At 39.8% G+C, this 24,361-nt stretch carries 22 protein-coding genes; 6 read left to right on the forward strand and 16 right to left on the reverse strand.

Annotation, left to right across the window (positions count from 1 at the left end; all coding sequences use genetic code 11):
- Positions 1-83: 83 nt before the first annotated feature.
- Both rpmA and rplU read right to left on the reverse strand, forming a co-directional pair.
- A complete protein-coding gene (rpmA, locus tag G4P69_RS05580) occupies positions 84-353 on the reverse strand; it encodes a 50S ribosomal protein L27 (RefSeq protein WP_208339266.1) in 270 nt (89 codons plus the stop codon).
- A gap of 31 nt (positions 354-384) precedes the next feature.
- Entirely contained in the window at positions 385-795 is a 411-nt protein-coding gene (gene rplU / locus G4P69_RS05585; RefSeq protein ID WP_208339265.1) for a 50S ribosomal protein L21, read from the reverse strand.
- Between the two features lie 374 nt (positions 796-1,169).
- Here rplU and topA point away from each other — a divergent pair, with 374 nt between their 5' ends.
- Together topA and G4P69_RS05595 are read left to right on the forward strand one after the other, a co-directional pair.
- Entirely contained in the window at positions 1,170-3,338 is a 2,169-nt protein-coding gene (gene topA / locus G4P69_RS05590; protein ID WP_208339264.1) for a type I DNA topoisomerase, read from the forward strand.
- A gap of 25 nt (positions 3,339-3,363) precedes the next feature.
- Entirely contained in the window at positions 3,364-4,062 is a 699-nt protein-coding gene (locus tag G4P69_RS05595; protein ID WP_208339263.1) for a hypothetical protein, read from the forward strand.
- 276 nt (positions 4,063-4,338) lie between these two features.
- Here the strand turns inward: G4P69_RS05595 and G4P69_RS05600 are convergent, their stop codons facing one another.
- Positions 4,339-5,070: an iron-containing redox enzyme family protein gene (locus tag G4P69_RS05600; RefSeq protein WP_208339262.1), complete on the reverse strand. Its 732-nt coding sequence runs from the start codon at positions 5,068-5,070 to the stop codon at positions 4,339-4,341.
- A 918-nt stretch (positions 5,071-5,988) separates the two neighbouring features.
- On the opposite strand from G4P69_RS05600, the gene G4P69_RS05605 reads away from it, so the two are divergent.
- Entirely contained in the window at positions 5,989-6,201 is a 213-nt protein-coding gene (locus G4P69_RS05605; RefSeq protein ID WP_208339261.1) for a hypothetical protein, read from the forward strand.
- Between the two features lie 522 nt (positions 6,202-6,723).
- Here G4P69_RS05605 and G4P69_RS05610 read toward each other — a convergent pair.
- The 5 genes from G4P69_RS05610 to mnmG form a co-directional block, all read right to left on the reverse strand.
- Positions 6,724-7,113, reverse strand: coding sequence for a type II toxin-antitoxin system VapC family toxin (locus G4P69_RS05610; protein ID WP_208339260.1), 390 nt, complete (start codon positions 7,111-7,113; stop codon positions 6,724-6,726).
- Positions 7,110-7,346 (reverse strand): type II toxin-antitoxin system Phd/YefM family antitoxin, encoded by a 237-nt coding sequence (locus G4P69_RS05615; RefSeq protein ID WP_208339259.1) that lies wholly within the window; start codon positions 7,344-7,346, stop codon positions 7,110-7,112. The genes G4P69_RS05610 and G4P69_RS05615 overlap by 4 nt, the downstream gene beginning before the upstream one ends.
- A 54-nt stretch (positions 7,347-7,400) precedes the next feature.
- Entirely contained in the window at positions 7,401-7,787 is a 387-nt protein-coding gene (locus tag G4P69_RS05620; protein WP_208339258.1) for an MAPEG family protein, read from the reverse strand.
- 80 nt (positions 7,788-7,867) lie between these two features.
- Entirely contained in the window at positions 7,868-9,283 is a 1,416-nt protein-coding gene (locus tag G4P69_RS05625; RefSeq protein ID WP_208339311.1) for a hypothetical protein, read from the reverse strand.
- 247 nt (positions 9,284-9,530) lie between these two features.
- Entirely contained in the window at positions 9,531-11,453 is a 1,923-nt protein-coding gene (mnmG, locus tag G4P69_RS05630) for a tRNA uridine-5-carboxymethylaminomethyl(34) synthesis enzyme MnmG (protein ID WP_208339302.1), read from the reverse strand.
- A 632-nt stretch (positions 11,454-12,085) separates the two neighbouring features.
- Between mnmG and G4P69_RS05635 the strand changes: the two genes are divergently transcribed.
- From G4P69_RS05635 to G4P69_RS05645, 3 genes are all read left to right on the forward strand, one after another.
- A complete protein-coding gene (locus G4P69_RS05635) occupies positions 12,086-12,979 on the forward strand; it encodes a D-alanyl-D-alanine carboxypeptidase family protein (RefSeq protein ID WP_208339257.1) in 894 nt (297 codons plus the stop codon).
- 214 nt (positions 12,980-13,193) lie between these two features.
- Positions 13,194-13,976 carry a hypothetical protein gene (locus G4P69_RS05640; protein ID WP_243902144.1) on the forward strand — a complete coding sequence of 261 codons (783 nt, stop codon included), beginning with the start codon at positions 13,194-13,196 and terminating at the stop codon, positions 13,974-13,976.
- 511 nt (positions 13,977-14,487) lie between these two features.
- Positions 14,488-16,044 carry a serine/threonine protein kinase gene (locus tag G4P69_RS05645; RefSeq protein ID WP_208348749.1) on the forward strand — a complete coding sequence of 519 codons (1,557 nt, stop codon included), beginning with the start codon at positions 14,488-14,490 and terminating at the stop codon, positions 16,042-16,044.
- Here G4P69_RS05645 and G4P69_RS05650 read toward each other — a convergent pair.
- The 8 genes from G4P69_RS05650 to G4P69_RS05690 form a co-directional block, all read right to left on the reverse strand.
- Positions 16,020-16,526, reverse strand: coding sequence for an FHA domain-containing protein (locus tag G4P69_RS05650; protein ID WP_208339254.1), 507 nt, complete (start codon positions 16,524-16,526; stop codon positions 16,020-16,022). The two genes, G4P69_RS05645 and G4P69_RS05650, sit on opposite strands and share 25 nt — an antisense overlap.
- 89 nt (positions 16,527-16,615) lie before the next feature.
- Complete coding sequence (locus tag G4P69_RS05655; RefSeq protein ID WP_208339253.1) at positions 16,616-17,308, reverse strand: response regulator transcription factor; 693 nt, start codon at positions 17,306-17,308, stop codon at positions 16,616-16,618.
- Between the two features lie 47 nt (positions 17,309-17,355).
- Positions 17,356-18,432: a sensor histidine kinase gene (locus G4P69_RS05660; RefSeq protein WP_208339252.1), complete on the reverse strand. Its 1,077-nt coding sequence runs from the start codon at positions 18,430-18,432 to the stop codon at positions 17,356-17,358.
- A 124-nt stretch (positions 18,433-18,556) separates the two neighbouring features.
- Positions 18,557-18,862, reverse strand: coding sequence for a hypothetical protein (locus tag G4P69_RS05665; protein ID WP_208339251.1), 306 nt, complete (start codon positions 18,860-18,862; stop codon positions 18,557-18,559).
- Positions 18,863-19,017: 155 nt separating this feature from the next.
- On the reverse strand, positions 19,018-20,469 hold the full coding sequence (locus tag G4P69_RS05670; RefSeq protein WP_208339250.1) for a DUF5009 domain-containing protein: 1,452 nt from the start codon (positions 20,467-20,469) through the stop codon (positions 19,018-19,020).
- Positions 20,470-20,511: 42 nt separating this feature from the next.
- Positions 20,512-21,360, reverse strand: a complete 849-nt coding sequence (locus G4P69_RS05675) for a polysaccharide deacetylase family protein (protein WP_208339249.1) — start codon at positions 21,358-21,360, stop codon at positions 20,512-20,514.
- Between the two features lie 558 nt (positions 21,361-21,918).
- Positions 21,919-22,887 carry an aromatic ring-hydroxylating dioxygenase subunit alpha gene (locus G4P69_RS39015; protein WP_243902142.1) on the reverse strand — a complete coding sequence of 323 codons (969 nt, stop codon included), beginning with the start codon at positions 22,885-22,887 and terminating at the stop codon, positions 21,919-21,921.
- A gap of 74 nt (positions 22,888-22,961) precedes the next feature.
- Positions 22,962-24,215 carry a cytochrome P450 gene (locus G4P69_RS05690; protein ID WP_243902141.1) on the reverse strand — a complete coding sequence of 418 codons (1,254 nt, stop codon included), beginning with the start codon at positions 24,213-24,215 and terminating at the stop codon, positions 22,962-22,964.
- Between the last annotated feature and the right edge of the window lie 146 nt (positions 24,216-24,361).

The raw sequence follows: 24,361 nt of genomic DNA on the forward strand, positions 1-24,361 counted from the left end.
AGTCAGGAGTCAGAATAAAGAAAAGGTTTTAAGCTTCACTTGCATTAATTCTGAATTCTGGATTCTGAATTCTGACTCCTTGTTTAACTTACTGCTTCAGCGACTGGATAAACACTAATCTTTTTGCGGGATTTGCCCTTGCGCTCGAATGTTACCACGCCGTCAACTAAAGCAAATAAGGTGTCATCACTTCCAATACCAACATTGTTTCCAGGGTGGAATTTAGTACCACGCTGGCGTACAAGAATGTTTCCTGCAAGAACGGTCTGACCACCGTAGCGTTTGACACCTAAACGCTGAGCATTAGAGTCACGACCGTTTCGTGTACTGCCTGTTCCTTTCTTATGAGCCATAATATCCTTGGTTGTACTTTAATTTGATTGTTTATTCTTGAGAGCTTTCTGTAGATGGGTTCTCAATATCTGTAGTAGTAGGTGATTCAGTTTCTCCAGCAGCTTGTTCTGAGGTGAACACTGAACCGTTAAGACTAATGGAATTAATCATTAATCTAGTGATTTCCTGGCGATGTCCCCGCTTTTTACGGGTTTTCTTTTTCGGCTTCATCTTGTAAACCAGGACTTTACGACCTCTTAGATGTCGCATCACTGTCCCTTCTACCTTTGCACCCTCGACTAGCGGTTGTCCAATAGTGACTTCGCCGTCGTGCTGCACTAACAGAACTGATTCTATGGTAACTTGCTCGTCTGGGTTAGCAGAAAGCAGTTCAATGTCGTAAAATCTACCTGGTTCGACTCTTAATTGTTTGCCGCCAGTTTCAATAATCGCGTAGGTCATAAATATGTTTCTTGAGGTTGCCGTACAGGTAGCTGGGCTATGTGTCGAGATTGACTTTACCAGCTTTTACGATGTCCCTACCTGATCCGAGCAGGAATTAGACAAACAGCTTATAATCGTATCTTATTAGTTTAAATTTTGTCAACTAAGATAAGGGGCATGGGGCATGGGGCATGGGGCATGGGGCATGGGATAAAGAGCAATGAATAAAATAAAGTTGTCTTTTTTTCCTTCCCTACTTCCTGCTCCCCCTACTTCTTCTAACGTATAAGCTTTTCCACATTTTAAGTTGCATTTACTCTATATAGTGAGAAAAGCTTCAGACCTCATGCCCTATGCCCTATGCCCTATGCCCTATGCCCTATGCCCTTACTATGCCTAAACGCCTTTTAGTCGTCGAGTCTCCAGGTAAAGTCAAAAAGCTGAGCCAAATTTTGGGCGCAGAGTGGATTGTTCGTGCCAGTTGTGGACATATTCGAGAACTTAGTGATGAAGGTGAGGATTCGTTAGGTTTTACTATAGATGGTTCTAGTGTGCAATGTCGCTATGTACCACGCAATCAACAGGCAAAGGAAACTATTCAGCAGCTAAAGGCGGCGTCTAAACAGGTTCAGGAAGTTGTATTAGCAACTGATCCAGATCGAGAAGGGGAGACGATTGCTTGGCATCTTAAAGAAGCTCTGGGTTTAAAGGAACCAAAACGAGTTGTTTATACTGAGATTACAGAGTCTGCGGTTCGGGCGGCGATCGCTAATCCTAAACGACTTGATTTTAACTTGGTAGGCGCAGGATTGTGTCGAGATTGTTTGGATAAGCTGGTTGGTTACAAAGGAAGCCCTTTAGTTTGGACTTTAAATAATGGAGCAAAAAGTGTTGGGCGAGTTCAGAGTGCTACCCTACACTTGATTTGTCAACGGGAACGAGAAATTGAGTCTTTTGTGCCCCAAGACTATTGGAGTGTTTGGGTAGATTATGTTGAAGGTTTCCGTGCTTTCTACAAAGGTAAGGAGAATGCTCCTAATGAAGCACCAGAGGCAGAAGCAGAAGTTCACGACGATACAGCAGATAAGAATAGTACAAAAGCACCAGAATCTACTCGTGTGCTTTCGGAAGCAGAAGCAACAAGTTTAGTAGAAGAGGCGCGGCGTCACCCTCACCAAATCATCAAATATGAGGGGAAAATCGTCAATCGCCAACCACCTCCACCCTTCATCACTTCTACTCTTCAGCAAGCTGCTGGTTCAAGGCTAAAATTTCCGCCAGAGAAGACGATGCTAGTAGCGCAAAAGCTATATGAGGCGGGGTTGATTACTTACATGCGGACGGACTCCGTTATGCTAAGCCCAGAGTTTTGCAGTAGTGCGCGTAAGTGGTTGGAGGAAAATGATCCTGAGAATGTACCGAAGCAGTTAGCTCGTCATCGTAGTAGCAAAACATCTCAAGAAGCCCATGAAGCTATACGTCCAACAGATGTTTTTCGTCCTTCCGCTGAGTTGCGAGTTCAACTCTCCACAGATGAGTTTAACTTGTATGTTCTGATTTGGAAACGCGCGATCGCCTCCCAATGTCGCCCTGCTGAACTGAGAAAAACGCTTATTATAACACAATCTGGTCCACTTCTATGGCAAGCCAGAGGGCAAGTTGTAGAGTTCCTTGGTTATGCTCGTTACTGGGCTAACCTTAGCAAGGATACTCTTCTGCCAACCCTAAAACAAGGGCAAATGCTTACTTTGGAAAATGCTGGTCATGAGAAGAAACAAACCCAACCTCCACCTCGCTACAGCGAACCAAAACTAGTACAACTGATGGAACGTAAAGGGATTGGTCGTCCAAGTACCTACTCTCCCACAATTGCAACCCTCAAGAAACGAGGTTATATCCAGCTAACAAAGGAAAATATACAGCCTACAGGTTTAGGTTTGGAGGTTGATGCTTTCTTGCTGAAAGCGCTACCTGATTTGCTAGAGACAGAGTTCACTGCAAAAATGGAGGATGCTCTAGACAGCATTGCCTTGGGTAAACAATCCTGGCAAAATTATTTGACAAATTGGAACGAGAATTATTTTGCACCAGCCTTAGCAAAAGCAAAAGTTGTAGCTCAAGCTTCGTCAAAAGAGGTTAAAGGGAATCCTGTCACTGAGCGGAATTTTGAGAAATCTAGGACTCGTTGTCCTCAGTGCAAGAATCATCTAGCCAAAATTCCTAGCAGTAAGGTTAAAAAGAAGTACTTTCTCAAATGTGTGAGCGGGTGTGAAAACGTTGTTTTGTTCTGGAGCGAATATACTAAGACTTGGGAAGCTCCTCGTTCTCAAGCAGCTAAAGAGGCAAATCCTCAAAAGCTTCCAGCCAAAGTAACCACATATCCTTGTCCAGTCTGTAAGAAACCTCTCGAAGAGTACAGCTACACCAAAGATGGACAGAGTAAGGTGATGCTGCGTTGTTCCAACCCTAAATCTCGAAACGATAGCAAACATAAGGATGTAGCTTATTTCAACACCCAGAAAGGATGGTGGAGCCCTAAATTTGGGGAGTTGAAACCGTAAAAAGAGACCAAGAGGTACTTATTTAATGGCAACCCCAACTGCAAACCTAGAAAGAGAGCGATTACTGAAGCTAGCAGAAGAATATCGTAGCAAGGGGTACGAGGTTTCTTTTCATCCAAGCCCTGAAGACCTACCTGATTTTCTTACAAGCTATCGCCCTGGTATGATAGTGCGACGGGGAGAAGAAGCGGTGATCATTGAAGTTAAGTCGCGCTCTTCACTTAATTCCTCCTCCACACAATATTTGCGGAATCTAGCCCAGGTTGTAGAGCAACACCCTGGTTGGCGATTTGAATTAGTAATGACTAATCCAGAGGATGCTGCATATTCTCCAAAAGCTGAAAGTTCTCTTCAGCAAGCTGAAATAGAAACAAGACTGCAACTGGCAAAGCAACTTGCAACACAAAACCCAGAGTCAGCGATCCTCTATTCTTGGGCTCTAGTTGAGGCAACTTTAAGACTTGTTGCAGAGCATGAAGGACTTAGTTTACAAAGATTTGATCCGCTTTATTTAGTGAAACAATTAGTGACTGAGGGTGTAATTTCTCGACCTGAGTATCAGTTACTTATGAATGCGCTATCATTACGTGATGCGATCGCTCATGGATTCAAAACAACGGAACCTACGCAAGAGTCTGTGTATGAGCTAATTGATATCACAGAGCAATTATTGGCAGCTTTGCACAATAGTACCGAACCAGACATCACCTCCATTAACGGATAATGGTTATTTGCAACTCAACTCATAAGGATGTAGCTTATTTCAGCACCCCTACTTGGCAGTAGAGATGGGGTCGAAGTATCCTCAGATTCAAAGCATTTTCAATGCCCAATATCTGGGGGGGTGGGAGAATATCCAGAAGAAGTTTTTTGAGGATGGGGCAATTTTTGACAGAATTCAGAGTGGCAACAAAAAAACGTGAAAAAGAGGTAATTATAAAATCCTCTGACCGTAAGGATTTCAATGTTATGAAACCTTAAAACGAGAATTACTAATGTATTAGCTTTGTAAAGCTAAAGCCTCTTTTTCTAAGTTCTCATCCATCCAAGAAAACATATCGGCAATTGAGTTAACCATATCTTGAACTCCTTGGCGGAATAACTCAATATCAGACTCAGACTTAACACACATTTCAGCTACCTGAATTAACTCATCTGTGTGTTCTGGATCTAAGTGGCAGTGAATCCGGAAATATTCGATAGTATGGTCATCAATATCTGGAAATATTTTGCGAAGCCCTTCTATATATTTGGTAAATACTCCTGGTAAAACTTGCTCGATTGCTGCAAATCGCCCTAGTGAAACGGCTACAGGCTCATCATCACAGACTTCAAACTTTTTAAAACGTAATGCTGGAATCCTGAATGCTCCATCATCAGCATTAATATCAATTTTTGGGCAGTTAATCCCTTTCATAAATCGCATAAAAAGTGACACATGAGCTTTATCTGGATTGAGTTCTCCATGTTCGGTATATGCATTTTCTAGCATGATAGTTCTAGCATGGTAACTATCCATTTTTGATGCAACTTTGAGAAAAGCCATGTTAAACCTGTTTGAGCCAGGTAGCATTTTTATCGCAAACTGCCGGATCGCATTTTGTGAAAATTCTCCCTTAGAAAAACGTTGCACAAAGGGATGTTTAGATAAATCTTGCGCATTTGTTATATCCAACAAAATGTGCTGTAGTTGCTGAGAAACCTGGGTTTCTAGATTAACAGTTGCAATCATTATTTTACACTCTTAAGAAATTGAGGTTTATGCTGAAATATGCTAAATAGATATGAGTGGCATTTCCAAGGTCATACCGTCTTCTGTCACCTTTTAGAACAAAGCCTAAAAGTAATTCTTAATATATACAGCAGCCTACAGATGAATGAGGTAAATCGATGGTGTGGAGGGGGTTGTCTAGACACCAAAATCCGAAGCAACTTAGCTCATAAAATTGCAAAGCGCTGTAATTAAACAAACGACTTAATTACCGACCAAAAACTTATTTAAACATTTGAATCTTGTTTAATTTTTCTAAGTTTTTACTCTATGAATACTACCATGGTACTAGTATTTTATGCAAGTAGAAAGCATAACATTTTTCTATTTAACTGATATCTTAACGATGCCCTTTCTTGATATCCATACCTTGACCAGAAAACAGCTTTTAAAGTGTTAATAACATATTGATGTAATTGGAACAGTTCAAGCGTGCGATCGCCATGCAGCAAAGCGCATTTGACAACTGCTCATTTCACTATTTGATATTTTCAAAGTAAATCAAAACAAAATGATCAGATTTTAAAGTTTTTTGGTATATAATATTTTGGGCTAATTCGTGAAGGGTTTAACCCTCTAATCTGAAGCATTGATTTTGCATTGTTGTTTCGCCCAGAAATAAATTTCGCTTTGACACCAAAATAGATCAGGAAGTTTTGTAGCCGCTTCCCTGTATCCCTTGTGCACATCTCTCAAAAAATTAGGTTCTGTTTGAGGAAAAAAAGGGCAGATTTACGTATTTGAAAAGTGTAAAAAAATACTTTGGAGGGTTTGACAATTACGAAATAAACGCCAGATGAAAGTATAGGATGCTGAAAGTGGGTTGAAAATGTTGTATAAACATATAAGTACAATAAGTGACTTTGAGCAGCCATAAAGATGGAAACCCACGAAATTCTTCAAGCGCTACCAAAATTGAGTACGAAGGACTGTGTAAAGATCGCGGAAACTGCTCTAGAACTAATTCACCAAGAACAAAAGTCTCTGACCAAAGATGAGCAAAAACGGCTTTTAGAAGCAGCAGCTAAGACAGCAATAGAAGATTATGTTCCTGGTAGAGAATTAATTGTTTTCTCCGAGATGGGCAGCTAGCAGTTAGCTGCTTTTTACCATACTTTATGGTGGCTGGGATATGGTTACTATATTTGTGCGACTATAAAGAGAAACATTCAAACTCTCTCAACTAGTGTTTCTTTGTATAAATGTTGCTTTGAAGACGTCCTACTTGAGCGATCGCTACCGCCAAAACGATCAGGATCACAAAGCCAGAGCCAAGCACCAACGAGGCAGTCGCTAGCCGATCGCTAAAGGATTAACAGTCAAAGACGATAGTAAAGTAGATATTCAGGCACAACTCGGTGGTAAAGGACGAGCAATACTAACATCATCCACATCTACACAGTCTTCTTTTGCAGAAGAAAGTTCAGAATTATCAGTCTACACAAGATATTTAGTAGAAGGGATAGAAAAAGGTGCAGCAGATAAAGATGGGGATGGATGGATTACGGTAGATGAGTTGCATGATTATGCTTCTGAGAAAGTTAAAGAAGCATCACCAGCCATGACACCCAAATTCTATCCAGTAGAAGTAGGATGCACTAGAAGCAGCAATTTCTACAATAAAAGAATATTAATGGAGTAGTTACGGATTGCCGCATCTACTGTAGCAATAATTAAATTATGCTGTAAAGCTTGACAGATAAGCATTCTATCAAATGGATCGCGGTGTAACAATGGTAGTTTTACAAGTTGAGCAACGCTATCTTCATTGAGATCAAGGCTTGTAATACGATGACGCTCCCGTTGTTTAGGAAGATAAGTTTCCGGTGATTCAGGTAGTGGTAGCTTTCCTAATTGATATTTAATAATGGATTCCCAAACCGAAACAACACTCAGATATACTTGGTTGTTTATATCACGAATAATATTTCTAACATCAGTTGGTAATCGGTTATCTGCACTAATAAACCAAAGGAATATATGAGTGTCTAATAAAATTTTCATTTTCCTTCAAATGCTTCTAAAATGTTCTCCGGTAAAGGTTCGTCAAAATCATCTGGCACTTTAAACTCGCCAGCACATAGACCAAATGGTCGCAACTGTTGATCATTCTTAATTGGTTTAACTTCAGCGATCGCCTTATTTTCTCGAACAACGACAATAGTTTCCCCTTCTTCTACTTGGCGAAGATACTTCAACGGATCTCGTTGCATTTCGTCAATACTAATTTCTAGCATTCAGATTCAGCCTCCTAGCTTATAAGAAGAATTTGCCGATAAAGGGTGAGGAGTTCAAGTAAAACTCAGGACAATCCCAACGAATGAACCCAGAAGTAACACAAATGCACTGATGATGCTAATACCAAAACCTATTGAGCGTTTTTCTGCTGCCTGATAGTAGCCCCAAGCATAAGCAATTCGACCAACTAACCAAGCTGCGCCAATTCCAGCACCCCATAAGGGACTGACGTAAAACGAAAATAGCCATAAAGCAGGAAGAAAAAAGATTAACTGCTCCAGGGTATTTTGTTGAACGCGCAGCACCCTTTCAAAGTCTGGATCTCCTGTCATTTGGGGCGGTGAGACTTTATACTTTCTTCTAGCTTGACCGACGTTAAATATTAAAACCCCGTAGAGCGACAGTGACAAGGCGGTGATGAGACTAGGTAGGGAGTACATCTTAACGTCCTTCAATTTTACGAACAACAGCTTTTAGCCCAAACACCAGTTTACAACTCTAATACCAGGGTAATCGAAGCTTAAAACTTCTGTCCTATGTAAACCGATCGCACTTCCCCGTTACGGCGGATCACAGCTTCACCTTTAGCAACCTCGACAAGAGCCCAACCACTTGAGCCAATATTTTCACCTATTTCAACACGATGGGTTACACCGTCAATTTTAAATAAAGCGGCAGATTTATTTCCTAACTCTAGCAATCCTTCCAACACATGAGAAGTAACAGGAGCCGAAACCACGGCTACCACCTGCTGTTTAGCTGATAATTCCTCAGAATCTATTGGTGTAGAGGGTTTTGGTTGTTTTACTTGAGATGGAAGAACAGGTAAAGGTTTTGGTGGTTGTTTTATGGTTACAGCTGATTTTTGTACTGCTACTGGCTTGATATTTGCAAGTGCAGTTATAGCTCCTGGTTTAGCTAATTTTGGTGGAGTTTTTATAGGAGCAGGGAAAGTATTCTGTTTTATTTGCTGGGGTGATGGCGGTTGTGGTAAAGGTTTGAGAGCTTCAAGAATAGGTGGGGGTGCGTAGCGCATAGGTGAGGGCGCTTGATAAACGGGTATATAAAGCCGCTCAACAAGTCGGTTAGGCGCTGGTGTCGTGTTGTTAGCAGTTAGAGGTGTTGGGAGATTACCTGTAGGTTGATTGCTAATATAAGCAAAGGCTGTTTGGTTAGGTGAATTTACATTAGCAATTAGAGTTTTGCCAGACTTTTGAGTGTTTGCTTCTTGTCTGTCGATAGCGGCAAGTGACCCCATAATATAGTCAACTAAGTCTGCTTCAAGTTTTTCTTTTGTGGGTAGCTCTGGCTGTGATTGTGGGTTTAAAGCAGACTGAGGGAATGATTTGCTGATGAAACGATTTAGCACTCCAGAATTTACTAACCAAATAATGCCAGTAATAAGTAAGCCTAAAGGAATCCCCAGAGAAAGAAGTCTCACTAAAAGGAACGAACGTTTCCGGCGTGGTTTGCGGACTTTACTAACACTAGGATTGTCTACCAAAACAGTACTTGCTCGCTTTTTTTTAGCTTGAGGTACTGTCTGTACCTGTGGTAGCCCTGAGTCTTGCAAAACAATCTGGGGCATCATAACTGTCTGCAAAGGAGCATATTCAGAAGGCATTGCTGTAGAATCCGACTTATCAAAGCCCTCTGTGCGATATCCTAACGAGTTTGCTAACTTTACAGCCCAATCAGGTGTAGCGCTTTCCTGACCAAGGTGAATTATTTGTTGTAAGGTAGTGATTCGGCTGTGAGCTTTAGGCTGGAAAATTGGGGGAAGTTGGTTTCCACTACTGTCTAGAATCTGGTCAATATCGGCAAATATTTCATCCATGAAGCTGTCAGCATAACTTTCTATCGACCAAGGTTCGCTGGCTATTAAATCTTCCGAGGGTTCTAAAACAGTAAGGTTGGTGCTGGCTTGTTGTGACATAGCAGTTTTATATTATAGCACGGCTTCTCAGGTATTAAGGTCTACCCTTATAGCCTTTCTGTGTAGGGATTTTGAATGCAAAGTCAAATAACCCGTCTCAAATAGACGAGTTGATTTTTGAGTGGTATTAAATGCGACTGATATGCAGAAGCTGCTGAAGATGCCCGTTTATAAAATCTTGTTAACTATCATACCAGTCTCTTTATGTTTTACCTTACTACTATACTCATCCTTCATGAAGTTTGGTTTAAGCTAACGCTGGAATCTCTGACTGCGTCTTGTTTTTACGCATTTCTAAATAGATCAGTAAAGCGTTTATGTCGGCTGGGTTTACTCCACCGATACGTGCTGCTTGACCAATAGTAAGCGGTTTGACTTTAGTTAATTTGTCTCGTGCTTCTTTAGAAAGGGTATCAATTGCTGCATAGTTCAAGTCCGCTGGTAATTGACGGTTCGCCTGACGAGCAATCTGATCAATCTGATTTTGCTGTCTTTGAAGATAACCAGAATATTTAATGTCGATCTCTGCGCCTTCTTTCTCTGATTTCTCAAGACTCAGATTTCCCAATCCGTATCTTTCAAGATCAACGTAATGAAATCCTGGACGCCGGAGTAAATCGGCTAGGGTAATAGAGCCTTTGATGGCTTGTTGGGTATCGGACGCGATCGCAATTCCCTTCTCATCGTTTTCTTTCACCCTAGTTCCATACAACCGCTCTTTTTCAGCCGCAATATTATTCTGTTTGCGACTAAACAACTCCCAACGACGGTCATTAATTAACCCAATTTCTCGTCCTAATGGTGTTAAGCGCTGGTCTGCATTATCAGATCGTAATATTAGCCGATATTCTGACCTGCTAGTGAGCATACGATATGGCTCGCGTAAGTCTTTCGTACACAAATCATCGAGCAGTGTACCGATGTAACTTTCTTCACGCGAGAAAATAATCATCTCTTGATTATTCGCAAAGCGAGCCGCATTAATTCCTGCAACAAGTCCTTGTGCTGCGGCTTCTTCATAACCTGTTGTGCCGTTAATTTGTCCTGCACAGAATAGCCCAGCAATTTTCTTCGTCATCATCGTGGGATAACACTGAGTTGCAGGTAAATAATCATACTCGACAGCATAAGCTGGGCGGAGCATTTCACATTTTTCCAGTCCAGGAAGAGTTCGCAGCATTTGAATTTGCAAGTTTTCTGGCAAACCTGTGGAAAATCCTTGGATATAAAGCTCTGGAATATCCCGCCCTTCTGGTTCAATAAAAATTTGGTGGCTTTCCTTATCCGCAAAACGCACAATCTTATCTTCAATACTCGGACAATAACGCGGTCCCTTAGCATCTACCCAACCACCATAGACTGGTGACAGGTGCAAATTTTCCTGAATGAGGCGATGAGTTTCGGCTGTTGTACGGGTAATATAACAAGGCATCTGTTCCCGTTCTACCCAAACTTCAGGATCAAAGCTAAACCAACTTACTTGTTCATCTCCTGGCTGTTCTGCCATTTTGCTGTAGTCTACCGAACGCTTGTCTACCCGTGCTGGTGTTCCTGTCTTGAGTCTTCCTGTTTCAAAACCAAGGCGATTCAAGGTTTCTGTCAAACCCACAGCAGCAAATTCTCCAGCGCGTCCCGCTTCCATTGACTTTTTGCCAACCCAAATCCGTCCTCCCAAAAACGTACCCGTTGTTAGGATGACAGCTTTGCACTCAAAGGCTACACCGAAGTATGTTTCAACCCCAATGACTTCATCGTTATTACCCAGTACCAAGTCTGTTACCATTCCTTCTCGGATTGTCAAGTTTTCTTGGTTCTCGACAATCGTCTTCATAACTGCTGCGTACTCCCGCTTATCAGTTTGAGCACGCAACGCCCAAACTGCAGGTCCCCGCGAAGAGTTAAGAATGCGCTTTTGCAGGTAGGTACGGTCTGCCATCTTACCGATTTCCCCGCCAAGTGCATCAACCTCATGAGTCAACTGAGATTTTGCAGGACCGCCCACTGCTGGATTACAAGGTTGCCAGGCAATTTTATCTAAGTTAAGTGTTAATAGTAGGGTACGACATCCAAGACGTGCTGCGGCGAGAGCTGCTTCACAACCTGAGTGACCTGCACCGACGACGATCACTTCAAAAGCGTCTTGGAATTCAACAGAATTGTGCATGGCCATCAAAATCCTTGGGTCTGAAACCCCGTCCTTGTAGGACGGCTTTACATTTTTTATTTACTATTACCACCTTGGGGCTTTTATTTACCATTAACGCCTTGGGGCTACTCGACTCGGTGTACTCTTGTGTTGTACTTTCAATGGGACAATTACCATTTCAAGTTTTTCGCCCTGTACGCATAACGGTTTTGCTCAAACGAGCCTCCCATGGATGGGGTGATGTTAGCCTTGTCAATGTTATTGGTCGGTACTCTCCAAACAGCACTGGCTTAACCCGGTAAACCTGTTTAACCATCTGGTTCTAGGACTACAGACTGGCTTCTCCCAAGGGGAGACGCTTGCGCGAACGTATCTGTAGGTAGGAACTTTAACGCTTTCCAATAACGTAGTGCGCAAAGCACTTAGACGGGTCAGCTAATTCCTAAAGGGGAGGCTCGTACCCCTTCGGGGAAGTAAACTACGCGTAAGCGTCTCCCCTTGGGAGAAGCCCCGCACCTTAAGGTCGGGGTGCTGACAGGTCAGAAAGTCAGCAAGGTTTGAGTTTTTTCAATTTTAGCTTGAAATAGGTAAAAAGCTTGCACCACAGGATTTGTTTTGACTTTAATAGTGATATTGATGTATCAGGTGCGTGCGAAATGCGTTTTTTAAATATAAATCTACCAATCGAAAAGCATCTAAAGAAAATTCTTTTTATTTGTATTGTTGGCTTGATAGCTTCTGCTATAATTATTGTCTATGAAATAAATCGTCAGCAACTTAGTACCAAAAACGAACAGGTTCAAGATTGCTCGCTCACTAGCTCGTCGGCGAGAAATGAGCCGTGCGAGAATATTACTCAACCAGGCGCAGTAAATACTCCAATCCCTCCACCAAAGCTTAATCCATTATTGAGTAATCAAGAGCGCTTTTTGGTCATCATTAAGTCTAACTTATCAACAATTCCTCAGCCTGGTAGTTTTGAATACACTTTGTTACGTGCATATGGTGCTGCATTTGTTAATAAAGAACCTGATATTAAATTGCCACCAAAAGTTATCTTTGCTAACGAGGAAGAAACAAAAGAGTTTCAATACACGTTAGTCATGGGTAAGGTTGATAACACCAATGACTGCTATTTACAACAGCATGCTGCTGAAGCTTTAAATAAGGCGCGATCGCAAGTAGCAATTCCTCTCAAATCTGGCTACGGGCCTAGTGATTGTACCCGCACCTTTGAAACTAATACTAGATTTTGGCACAAATACGCTAATAACTCAACCTTAGAAAAAGTACGTCAAGGTAAAAGTACTGATATACTTGGTTTAGTTGCACCACCTGGAGCGTCACAACATCTATGGGGATTAGCAATTGATTTACGTGTCTCAAATCCAGCACAGAAACAAGCCTTAAATCGCAATGGCTGGTTTCAGACGGTAGAAAATGATGTACCGCACTGGACTTTTGTTGGTCAACCTCAAGAAAAATTAGTCGAGTTTGGTTTTAAAGATAAAGTAGTTAGAGGTGTTAAATATTGGTTGACACCCCTCTAAAAAGACTCAAATTATATCACAAATTATTGGCCCCATAACTTAGTGTTTCTTGATTTTTATACATAAAATGTATGCATCTATATATATGCTAAGAATTTATACTTAAAGTTGGCATTATTCTTCAAAAAAATAAAAAAATATGAAGTATTGCAGTTATTGTGGAGCTTCAAGTAACGATTCCGTCAACTTTTGTATTGAATGTGGTACTAAGCTAGTGTCAGCAAATTTAGGCGAAAGCAAAACTTCATCAAGAGTAGCAGATACTGAACAGTTATCCGAAGCAGAAGAAATTTTTGAAGAACAGCAAAGACGATATGCAGAACACCAAATTCAGCAAGAAAAGAAAAGAGAAAGAGTAGAGTATCAAAAAAAATCAACTCAACGGTCTAATTATATTAACTTAAAGTCTGTAGCTATTAGTGAAATATTAATATCCTTGATTTTGGTAATGATAGGATTTAAGAGTATTGATGTGGTTACTTTATTAATAGGACTACCTAGAGATTATTTAGATATCCTGGAATATCTTATTTTATTCATCCAAAGAGTTACATTTTTTATTTGGATATACCGCCTCCACACCGATTTAAAAAATATTTTTTATGATTACCCTATTACACCTATAGGAGCAGTTTTCCGGTACCTATTTCCCATATTTTTATGGGGCATTTGGAATACTTTATCTACATTTGCTAACAGATTGCAGAACGAAGCTGTTAGTTTAACTGATATAGCAGAGAAAATCCGAATACTTACTATTTATTCATATGTATTGATATCGATATTTTTTACAATTTATTTATTTAGTAATAACAATTTATTGAAATATATAAATCCAACAACCACGTCGAAATTATTAGAGATATCACCTTTTTTGTATTTTTTTGAAGTATTAATTAACGTAAGTACAAATTTAGTCGATTTGCTATTAGTAAAAACAATTACACAGGCAATCATACGAAAACTTAAACTACAAGAATATAGTTATATCAAATAATAGTTTAAAATAAAGATAGAAAACTAATTTATTCATGAGAAATTAACTGCCTATTGCTTATTACCTTGTTTTGCTAATCAAGTGGAGTTGTTATCTATAAGCATAAAAGTTAATGTACGGGACATCCAACCTGCGAGCGATCTGTTACGGTTTTTTCATTTTGATATCCTAAGTGCATAAGTTAATTAGATCTGACACCTATTAATAGGAGAGGAGAAGAAAGTTAGTCTTTAACCTTAAGTCTAACTCAGTAACCTGGGATAACTTCTAGCACACGATTAAACCTGTGTTAATCCGTAATTCTTATTAGTGTTGCACAAAAAATATAAGACTCTACTAATTGTTTAAGGCTTGAAATATTAACAACTCGGATGATTTGCCGAAACTCTATAGAAAAACTATGCGATGTCTAAACTGCCATCAGAAAGGTATAGCATTAAACACAGAAATCTGTCCTAGTTGTGGAGCTAACTTGCCTAAGCTAATGGGAGATTTTCTGCCGCACGGTACCTTGTTACAAGGTGGTACTTATCGAATTGATTATGCTTTAGGTAGGGGTAGTTTCGGTATTACTTATCAAGCAATTCACATCTTGCTAGAGAAAACAATAGCAATCAAGGAATTTTATCCTCGTAACCATGCTTTCCGAAATAGAGTTACAGGAGAACTTATAATACCACCTGATAAACAAGAAGGGTATAAACACGGGATCACACTGTTTTTGCAAGAAGGAAGAAATTTAGCACAACTAAATCATCCCAATGTTGTGCGGGTAGAGAATTTTTTTGAAGAAAGAGGAACAGCTTACCTGGTAATGGAGATAATTACAGGTAATACCCTTCGAGAAGAATTAGATGCACAGCCAAGTAAACGGCTTGAGCCACGAAAAGTAAAAGTACTGATGAACTCTTTAGTTGATGCGTTAACTACCATACATCAAAAAGGAATTTATCACTTAGATATAAAACCTGATAATATCATGTTAACACCAGAAGGACGTCTGGTATTAGTAGATTTTGGAGCATCCCGACAAGGATTAGGAACAAAAACTGCTCGTGCTTTTACTCCTGATTATGCACCACCAGAACTCATTAGAGGAAAGCCTGTAGGCGCAGAAAGCGATTTATTTGAAATGGGAATGATGCTGTATGAAATGCTGACTGGAAAGCTACCCCCATCATCATTAAATCGTTATCCAAATGATCGCTGGCGTCCCCAAGGAGTAGATGAGCCTTGGTTGAGTATGATAACTGCAGCATTGCAACTGAAAGTAGAAAATAGACCTAAAAGTGTTGAATATTGGTGGCGAATAGCGTTAAACTTTTTTGAGAAACAGCGACAAGAAATAGAACGCCAGCACCACAAAACAAAAGCAAAAGCAAGAGAAAGAGTAGAACATCTACGACGACAACAAGTAGAACGCCCAACTCGCAAACAAAAAGTCATTCAATGGCATAATCCTACTAACTTAAAATCTCTAGCCATTAGTAAACTATTAATATCCTTGCTTTTGGTGATGATAGGATTTGATAGTGTTGACGTTTTTACTTCATTAATAGGATTATCAAAAGATTTTTTGGATACATTTAAATATGTTATTTTCTTTATTGAAAAAACTATATTTTTTGTTTGGATTTATCGGTTTCATGCTGATTTAAAAAATATTTTTTATGATTACCCTATTACACCGATAGGAGCAGTTTTCAGATACTTATTTCCTATCTCATTTTGGGGAATTTGGGATACTCTATCTACATTTGCTCGTAGATTTAAGGGAGAAAGCGGCAATTTGACCTTTTTTGTACAAAAAATGCGTTTACTGACTATTTGTTTATATATATTTATTTCAATTAGCTTGACAAGTACTTTGAGTGATATATTAAAAATTTATCATCAAACAACAACTGAGATTTCCTCTATTTCAACTTTTTTACCATTTTTTTGTTTACTAATAAACTCAGGCAAAAATGTGGTTGATTTGCTTTTATTAGAAATAATGATGCAGGCAATAACAAAAAAAGTTAAATTAGAGTTATGGTATGACTACAAATCAATAGGTCGAATATAAAACCCTTGAGGATAAAATGTTTCTGCCTCTGCTAGAGATATGCCACACCAAGGGCAACCAGAGAGTAAATATTTTGCATTTACAACACGATTTTTATTAGGGTTTGGGCATTGAATATTTGAGCAAATTAAACTAGCTTCAGAAGGACTAAAAACTCGAATGATATTAATTATAGTTTGTCCTAACATAATCATACAACCTTGTTTTAATATTGCTTCGCCACTATATAGTACTTTATTGTCAATAACTGGAGAACGAGTAGCTTGTGGTATTTTGCGCAAGTAGAAATTACTGTCTTGTAATTTAAAAAATATTTCTGCATGTCGCCGAGAAATTTTCAAATCATACTCACTAAAGACAATATCACAATCTACCTGGCGACCTAGACGAACAATATTAGGATATAGATTATTGTTTCTAACAAATATTTTTTGGGTTCTGATTTGATCAGCTTCTTGCCATTCCAAAGCGAGTCCATGCATATGTATATCAGTTATCAGTTATCAATTATCAGTTATCATTGCACCATATACCTTGAACACTGATAACTGTTGACTGTTCACTGTTTTAATTACTCCAACGGGTTTGGAGCAATTAACTTTTTCTTCATTGCTACAACCACAGCTTGAGTACGATCATGTACCTTGAGCTTTTGCAAAATTGTATGGACATGTACCCTAACTGTACCAGAGACAATGTGAAGAATCTCGGCAATTTCTTGATTTGTCTTACCGTCCGCTAGCAGTTCTAAAATCTCTAATTCACGCTGCGTCAATGGGTTAGTTAATTCATGTGCTATTTCGGCAGAGTTAGATGAGTTTATACTACTGCTTCCCTTATCAAAAGCTGCTCTAATCTCTGTTGTTGCAGTTTGATCCCACCATGAAGCTCCGGCTGCAACAGAACGGACTGCTAAAATCAGGTTTTGTGCAGCAATTCCTTTTAAGCAGTAGCCTTGAGCGCCTGCTTCAATTAGTCTCGCAATTAGGGATTGTTGAAAACGAGACGTCAAAATTAAAACTGGTAATTTTGGATGCTGTTGTTTTATTTGACGACAGGCTTCGATCCCACCAATTCCGGGTAAACCCACATCTAACAACACGATATCTACTTGGTGCTGATTCGCCAATTCCACCGCTGTCTCACCATCTTCAGCCTCAGCAACAATCTCTAGCTCTGTTTCTTGTTGCAGTCTAACACGCAAACCAAGCCGAAAGAGTTCATCGTCCTCAACTAATAGAATTCGTAGCTTTTCAGCTAGCATTATTTTAGAACTTCCATTGCTAATTAATTACTACATGTACCCTAATTCTAGCGCTCTAGTGCAGGCAAACTAAACCCAAAAATTGCACCGTTAGGAGTAAGGTTCTCAGCCCATATTTTACCGCCATGAGCTTCAATAATTTGGCGAGATAAGTAAAGCCCTAATCCTGAGCCTTTTGCTTGTCGATCGCTCTGCCCTTGGTAAAACCGTTCAAATAGATGAGGTAGCTCTTCCAACCTAATACCTGATCCCGAGTCGATAACTTTGACAATCTGCTCAGAAAAACGGGATTCTAATGCGACTTCTATTCTACCACCTCTGGGTGAGTGGTTAATGGCATTAGTCAGGAGATTGGTAAAGACTCGCTGAAGTTGGAAAACATCACCATAAACCCAGAGAAACTTACGAAACTCTGATTCTCCATAATTGAACGAAATGTAAACACGGCGACTGGATGCGAGATCGGTTAACGTTGCTGCAACTTCTTGCGCGATCGCAACCAAATCCACAGGTTCTAAGTGAAGCTTTAACCCTTCAATATCATTACGATATACATCCAAAAGGGTTTCAACCATTTGTAAACTGTTTTGGTGGCTGCGAATCATGGTAGCTAAAACTTTCTTTTGGGCAAAAAGAACAGAACCAAAATCTTCTCGTGCAAACGCGTGCAAAGTTTCAATTGCACCTAACAAAGGAGTTTTCAGATCATGCGTTAGGGTTGAGGCAAAATCTTCTCGCACGCTGGCTAGCTTCTCTTGTGCTTGAAGTTTTGCTGTTTGTTGCGAGAGTTCTTCTTGATAGAGACGGTTACGAGTGCTAAGAAAATTTGTGACGAGCAAAGCGAATATTACAATAATTCTATTAGCAATAGTAGAAATTTTTACACTATAGAAGTCTGAAACCCAAGCATCTAAAACCGTGACAAAACAAGCAAGAAGAGTCAGCCGCAGCCTTGAAACTCGACTCAAATGCGTATTTGCTAGTAGAATAGGACCTATAAAAAGGTAACCAAACACATACTCTGGTGGAGTAGAAAACTCAAACACTCCTACAAGTATAAATAGTCCAATAATTAACCATAATCTACTCCAAGGAGGGGCTTTTGGATTGCTAACAGGTGTCATAAAAATAACTGTGATAGAGCATCCCGAATGTTTAAATTGTAGTGCGGGCATGGCGATCCATTTACATAACTCGGGAAAGATGCCCGCACTACATAATATTCTTTTTAATTGGGATGCCTTAAAGCTAATCGTTTACAACGCTAGCTTCTAATTCTTCTACATGCGCTCTAAACACAAACCAGGTTTGCTTAGCTTCGCCCTGCTTCGGCTGAAGTCGTCTTTTAAAAGTGACTTTCCAGTGATCTCTATGTCGAACACCTTGATTATCAGTCCCATCATAATCAATACTTAAGAAAGCAAATAGGTCACCTTCTTTCGCTACATACTTGTCACTTTCTTTTAGTCTGGGATCAGTTGAATCTATGGGAGCTTGTTTGAAAGTAGTAGTGCCAAACTGACCATTTTCCTTAACCCTTAAAATTCTTATCATGGCTTAGTTCCCTTAAAAGCTTCAAATTGGCAGATTGTTTCTCCGTTGTATGCTAAAAATAGCACAATAGGAGTCGCAAAATTTCCTAATTAATACTTCATAATTTTGCTTAACCAAGAGGTATTGGATGAGACAGCGCAGAAATTTAGCAGCGCCTATGTTTTCCAAAAGAGCTTAAGCTTTGTAAATAAACTCACAATATACGCAATCGATAATGTATAAATAACCCCTTTTAGAAAGCCTGGTAACGGGGTCTTTGTATATTCTAGAATAAATGGTTCAATTTGAGTTAAGTGAAGAATAGGCCAGACGAGATTGGCAAACGCTACATAGGGAATCATAGGATTTTGGCCATTTTCAATAAAAAGTTGAAGATTTCTTTGCTGTTTAAAGATATCTATGAGGATAATAAAAGTAATCAAAAGAAGAAGCGCGATCGCAGTGGTAACAAAGAAGTAACTCAACGTCGAGGGATCTTTTTTAATTCCACCCTCAAATGGTTCAAAGAGTAAGCCCAGTAATAACCAGTAAACACTCCACTGGTAGAACGATTTGAGCAACTTTTCCGTTTGATGAACCGGATTGATAAATAGAAACCAGCTACTTGAACAAAGCAGCCCAATGATCAACGTTGTTTGCCATACCCATCGAGCTTGCAAGCCAATTAGTAGAACCAGACAAATAAGCAACATCAATGTAATTATGCTATAAAACCGCAGCTTATCCCAGCTTAATTTAAGCTCCTCATCGCCCTCATTTATTAGTGAAGCTTGCTGCCAAACTAGAATTGAATCACCAGCAATTGTTCCTGGAATAACGATAAACAAATACTTCAAATAATCAATTTGGAAAATCCAGGGAATAGGTGACGCCGACGAAAGCACAGCAATCCAACTGCCCTTAACGGTAGCTGATAACCGCAAAGCAATCAATACACCTAATAAACCGACACGCAACAACAAATTATTTTTAGTAAAAAACCAGATTAACGAACCAAAAACAGCCATATTTGTCAAGACAATCAGGATAATATCGCTTCTAGAAAGCGAAAATCCTCTACCATCTGAATATCTCACAAGCGAGACAAAGATAATTGCTGCTAAAGTCCCAATCAAGGTAATCCATCTTGTGTAGCGCTTCAATTTTACCTTAACAGGCAACCGAACAAACATACAAAAGAGTATCAAAAAACCCAGCAAAGCTATCCACCAAGTTTGTGTTGTTGGGTTTTGATTTATTGTAAATGGTCTAATATGTTGAAGAAATATTGCAAATGTTCCTAACAAAAAACCTCGTTTGAGGATATGTAAAATGATTTGTTTCGTGTTGAATCCTTGAGTAACACGGTGAGATAATGCCAAGGGGATCGCAGATCCCATAGAAAACAGGAAAAGTGGAAAAACAACATCTACCCAAGTCAAACCAGATAGGTGAGGATGAAAAGTATGGGTAGGTGGGGGTTCCTGAGCATGATACATCCAATGTGGCAAAATCTTATAACTTATAGTGCCTGATAAGACCATTGCTAAAATTGCAAATCCACGCAGTGCATCCAAGGGATAGACACGTTTTCCATCGGCAACAGTGATAGTAGTGTTTTGTTGCATAGAAATCCCATCGAGAATTTTCCTATTACTATTGCCTCTTCTTCAATAAGCACTTTCAACGATTTCTATCAATTCTCCAACAGATGTTTGTCTGTTAATCCGTAGCCTAGGAATTTCGTAATTGTCAGTCAAATTTTCGTAACTTAGTATTTCATTATTGTACATATAGCCTGATAAATAATATTTAGAAGCATAGAATTTTACTAGCTTATTGTAAGCTCCATAAGGGTAAGCGAGATGAGACGCTACTTGATGTTCTGGATCTAGGTCTTTTGTACATTCTCTTAATTCAGTCTGGGCTTCTAATAGTTCTTGAACTAACCTTGTCGTAGCAAGATTCGTTAATTTTTTATGATTTTTTCCATGAGATTGAATATCGTAAAATCCGGCTTCTAATCCTTCTCTTAATTCCTCGCATCGTAAGTGAGTTGAATCAATACTCCCCTCCCTCGCTAAAGTTCCAGGATTGATAAACAAAACAACTTTGACTTTGCTACCATATTTTTCTTCGAGCTTATACAAAATAGGTAGCAAATTTGTATGTACAGTTTTATAACCATCATCAAAGGAGATTAAAATAGGCTTTTGCCGCAAATGTTCTTCAGGAATTTTTTCTGATTTTTTTAAGAAAAAATCGTACAATTCTTGAGATGTTAAGAACCAATAATTATGAACAATAAAATATTCTATAAGTTTCTCTAAGTCTTTTTTCGGATAGTGAAGACTTGCTTTAGCAAATTGAGAAGCTGGTATTTTAGTATCAATGATACCATGAAATCCCAAAATTGGAATTATAGGAGGATTGTTTTGTAGTTTTATAATTACAAAAATGACAAATAACACCATTAATATTCGGGAGAAAAAATTCTGTTTTTGAGAATCAAATCTCATAAATTGTCTGTTCAATAAAAAGCCATGAAAAGGTGGGTTTTTGTCCTCTTCAGAGGCATTAGCATATCATATTACGGCACCGCGCCTGCTACAACTAGCATTCACGAAGCAGTACTCGACTAGGGTTTCTCAGATGAAAGTAACTGCCCTCCTCCCCCCTAAATTAATGAATACGGCGCTGTGCGCCCGTCCCTCACCAGTTTTCTGCATTTTTATTATAAAGTTACTAAAATTCTGGAACTGTATCGATAACTTTTGAAGTTAAAAGGAATTAATAAAAATTTAAAAATATTTGAAATCAAAGAGAGTCAAATTGGGAGCATCCACTTTTGGCAGAAATACCCAAATCATCGTAATTATTTTAGTGAACATATTCCCCTCCTACATTTCTTTCTGGAGGGGATTTTATTGCTTTATCGACCCTTACGATCGCCTACATGCATAACTAGCAACTTGGGTTACTACTTCTGCTCCGTGTTATCTCTCTTTTATAGTCCTTTCTATCACTCTGTTACTTTTATTTACTTAGGGCGTTGCGCATCTCGTGGGGCTGTCTAGCTAAATAGCACCGAAAGTTACACCCTTGGTTTTGAGCCACTTACGGTAAATAATAGTGGCGCGATCGCTTGGTAGATGATACTCTGCTTGTAGGTCTAAGGGTAGACGGTGTGGTTTCTGGGATTCTACAGCCTCAACATCTTGATGAATAATCGTATCTGTGAAATCCCTGAACTCTTTTTCTGGAACCTCATAGTTGAGTAACATCCATCTCCAGGCGAAACACTTCTCCTCATCTGTAGGGGAGACTGTAAAGAATATTGTCATGCGTTCAAGGTCTGTTCCCCTACGCAAGCACGCAGTCAAGGGACGCGAAATGTGGAAGTTCGCACGGTCAGTGTTTCCCTCTCCAGTCATTTGCAGGCTAGCTTGCCAAGCACCTGCTTCGTGGATGTGAATACCATCTGGCTTAACTTCTACTTTATAGTTACCAGTTTGAGCATATTCCGGGTTACCTAGGGTTCCATCATGGACAAAAGGAACGTGGTTGATATCAATGAAGTTCTCAAAGGCGCGTAAAGCACTAGAACGATAGAGAGCACCAGTGAAGAAAAATTTATTATAGTTCGGGTCATCCCACTCCCTAAAGGCAGGTATATCATGTTGTGGTGTTCCCAGGCAAACCCAGATCATACCGTAACGCTCTTGAACGTGGTATGGTCGCACACAAGCCTTTGACCGTTCTGGTGGTAGTTGATTTGGGTGAGCCGGAATTTTTATACATTTACCTTGACCATTAAAGGCAAGACCGTGATAGGGACAAACCAGAGTATCGTTCTCAATCCATCCCCCTGCCAGACTCGCTCCTCGATGAGGACAGCGATCTTCCCAAGCTACGACTTGGTCACTACTACGCCACAGTACTATGTCTTGCCCCAGTAGACAAACCTTGAGGATTTTTCCTAATTGCAAGTCTTGAGAGCCTGCTACTACATGCCAGTCGTCCTGGAGAATTAAGTCGGTAACCATTTTATTTATTACTCCTATATCAACATTGAACAATAATTTACTAGGGTGAAGTTTAAATCGTAGGTACACTTCTCTCACGCAACATCCCACTCTACCTCTAGGTGCGAGTATCCACGAGATATCATATTCGGGGAGTGGACGATTTCTTGGTTGGGGCAGAGTCGTAGATTTGGTAGCCGCTTAGATAAAATCTCCAACGCAATCCTTGCTTCCCGGCGAGCGAAATTGGAACCAATACAGCGGTGAACACCATGACCAAAGCTAAGATGGTTAGGGGTTATATCTTTGAATCGTTCTATATCAAGAATATCAGGATCGGTATATTTACTTTCATCCCGATTGGCAGAGCCATATATTAAATAGATTCGGCTACCCTTAGGTAAAATGACTCCTGCTAGCTCAACTTCCTCTGTTGTTGTGCGAGTCATAGATGTGACTGGAGCATCATACCTCAGTATTTCTTCAATAGCTATAGGAATGAGTGACGGGCGGTCACAAATAGCTCGCCACAATTGTGGATGTTCTAGCAAGTGTTTAAGGGCATTTCCAATCAAATGGGAAGTTGTCCTATGTCCTGCTTGTATTAACCCACATAAAATACTCACTAACTCTATCATGGTTAGGTCAGAGGACAGTACCTCGCTAATTAAGTCCAATTGAGGTGTTTGCCGCCGCTCCTCAATCAGGCTTGCAACGTAGTGTTGCATGGCTACAAAACTACGAGCGCATTCTTGCTGACGTTCTGGCGTCATTGGTGTCGAAATGAATTCATCCATGTCATAGCACCACTTCTTGAGATCTGCCATCCTGTCTGGGCCAATACCATACATTGTGAGGATAGCTTCAAGGGGCAGGGGATAGGAAAATTGCGATATGATGTCGGCATGACCATCATTGACAAAGCTGTCTACTAACCTGTTAGCAATAGTGTGAATTGATCCTTCCATAGCCTCAAGCCGTTCTGGTGCAAACACTTTCATGAAAGGAGTACGCAGGCGTTTGTGTTCTTCGCCGTCGCTATTAAGCAAATCACGAACTTGAGGAAAACCTTGTTTGAGGATTTCCTGTGTCTCTGGGGTGGATTCGATTACCGGAGTTAGAGTATCCGCTGATGAGAATTTTGCTGGATCTTTAAGTACTTTCAAGATTTCATCATAGGTAGTGAGAATATAGCTGTTCAACAGTGGACTATAAAATAGTGGCTCTTGTTGTCTTGTCAGTTTATAGAAGGAATATGGATCTTCAAGTTGTGGATTGACGAATGGTTGGTATTTTTCGCCAAGGTGAGGGCAGCTTTTATTCTCAGGCTGAATAGAGTTTTGTTCCATGATATGTACTTTATTTTTTATTTTTTATTCACGGGATGAATTCGCCTTACCCAAAGGCGAGCCAGTAACGGGTATGCAGAAGTCTTCCAGGTGACAACAGACGTCGTGAAGGGAAAGAGTTTTAAAATACCCCTTTTTTTCGTTTC

The sequence above is a fragment of the Aetokthonos hydrillicola CCALA 1050 genome, from assembly GCF_017591665.1.
Classification (GTDB): Bacteria; Cyanobacteriota; Cyanobacteriia; order Cyanobacteriales; family Nostocaceae; genus Aetokthonos; species Aetokthonos hydrillicola.

Excerpts from the sequence above, each read along its gene's own strand:
- G4P69_RS39015 (WP_243902142.1), bottom strand. The coding sequence starts at position 22,887 with ATGGTTACCGACTTAATTCTCCAGGACGACTGGCATGTAGTAGCAGGC.
- G4P69_RS05600 (WP_208339262.1), bottom strand. The coding sequence starts at position 5,070 with ATGATTGCAACTGTTAATCTAGAAACCCAGGTTTCTCAGCAACTACAG.
- rpmA (WP_208339266.1), bottom strand. The coding sequence starts at position 353 with ATGGCTCATAAGAAAGGAACAGGCAGTACACGAAACGGTCGTGACTCT.
- G4P69_RS05625 (WP_208339311.1), bottom strand. The coding sequence starts at position 9,283 with ATGTCACAACAAGCCAGCACCAACCTTACTGTTTTAGAACCCTCGGAA.
- G4P69_RS05635 (WP_208339257.1), top strand. The coding sequence starts at position 12,086 with ATGCGTTTTTTAAATATAAATCTACCAATCGAAAAGCATCTAAAGAAA.
- G4P69_RS05615 (WP_208339259.1), bottom strand. The coding sequence starts at position 7,346 with ATGCTAGAAATTAGTATTGACGAAATGCAACGAGATCCGTTGAAGTAT.
- G4P69_RS05665 (WP_208339251.1), bottom strand. The coding sequence starts at position 18,862 with ATGATAAGAATTTTAAGGGTTAAGGAAAATGGTCAGTTTGGCACTACT.
- G4P69_RS05690 (WP_243902141.1), bottom strand. The coding sequence starts at position 24,215 with ATGGAACAAAACTCTATTCAGCCTGAGAATAAAAGCTGCCCTCACCTT.
- G4P69_RS05595 (WP_208339263.1), top strand. The coding sequence starts at position 3,364 with ATGGCAACCCCAACTGCAAACCTAGAAAGAGAGCGATTACTGAAGCTA.
- G4P69_RS05675 (WP_208339249.1), bottom strand. The coding sequence starts at position 21,360 with ATGAGATTTGATTCTCAAAAACAGAATTTTTTCTCCCGAATATTAATG.
- mnmG (WP_208339302.1), bottom strand. The coding sequence starts at position 11,453 with ATGGCCATGCACAATTCTGTTGAATTCCAAGACGCTTTTGAAGTGATC.
- G4P69_RS05610 (WP_208339260.1), bottom strand. The coding sequence starts at position 7,113 with ATGAAAATTTTATTAGACACTCATATATTCCTTTGGTTTATTAGTGCA.
- rplU (WP_208339265.1), bottom strand. The coding sequence starts at position 795 with ATGACCTACGCGATTATTGAAACTGGCGGCAAACAATTAAGAGTCGAA.
- G4P69_RS05655 (WP_208339253.1), bottom strand. The coding sequence starts at position 17,308 with ATGCTAGCTGAAAAGCTACGAATTCTATTAGTTGAGGACGATGAACTC.
- G4P69_RS05605 (WP_208339261.1), top strand. The coding sequence starts at position 5,989 with ATGGAAACCCACGAAATTCTTCAAGCGCTACCAAAATTGAGTACGAAG.
- G4P69_RS05650 (WP_208339254.1), bottom strand. The coding sequence starts at position 16,526 with ATGCATGGACTCGCTTTGGAATGGCAAGAAGCTGATCAAATCAGAACC.
- topA (WP_208339264.1), top strand. The coding sequence starts at position 1,170 with ATGCCTAAACGCCTTTTAGTCGTCGAGTCTCCAGGTAAAGTCAAAAAG.
- G4P69_RS05660 (WP_208339252.1), bottom strand. The coding sequence starts at position 18,432 with ATGACACCTGTTAGCAATCCAAAAGCCCCTCCTTGGAGTAGATTATGG.
- G4P69_RS05670 (WP_208339250.1), bottom strand. The coding sequence starts at position 20,469 with ATGCAACAAAACACTACTATCACTGTTGCCGATGGAAAACGTGTCTAT.
- G4P69_RS05620 (WP_208339258.1), bottom strand. The coding sequence starts at position 7,787 with ATGTACTCCCTACCTAGTCTCATCACCGCCTTGTCACTGTCGCTCTAC.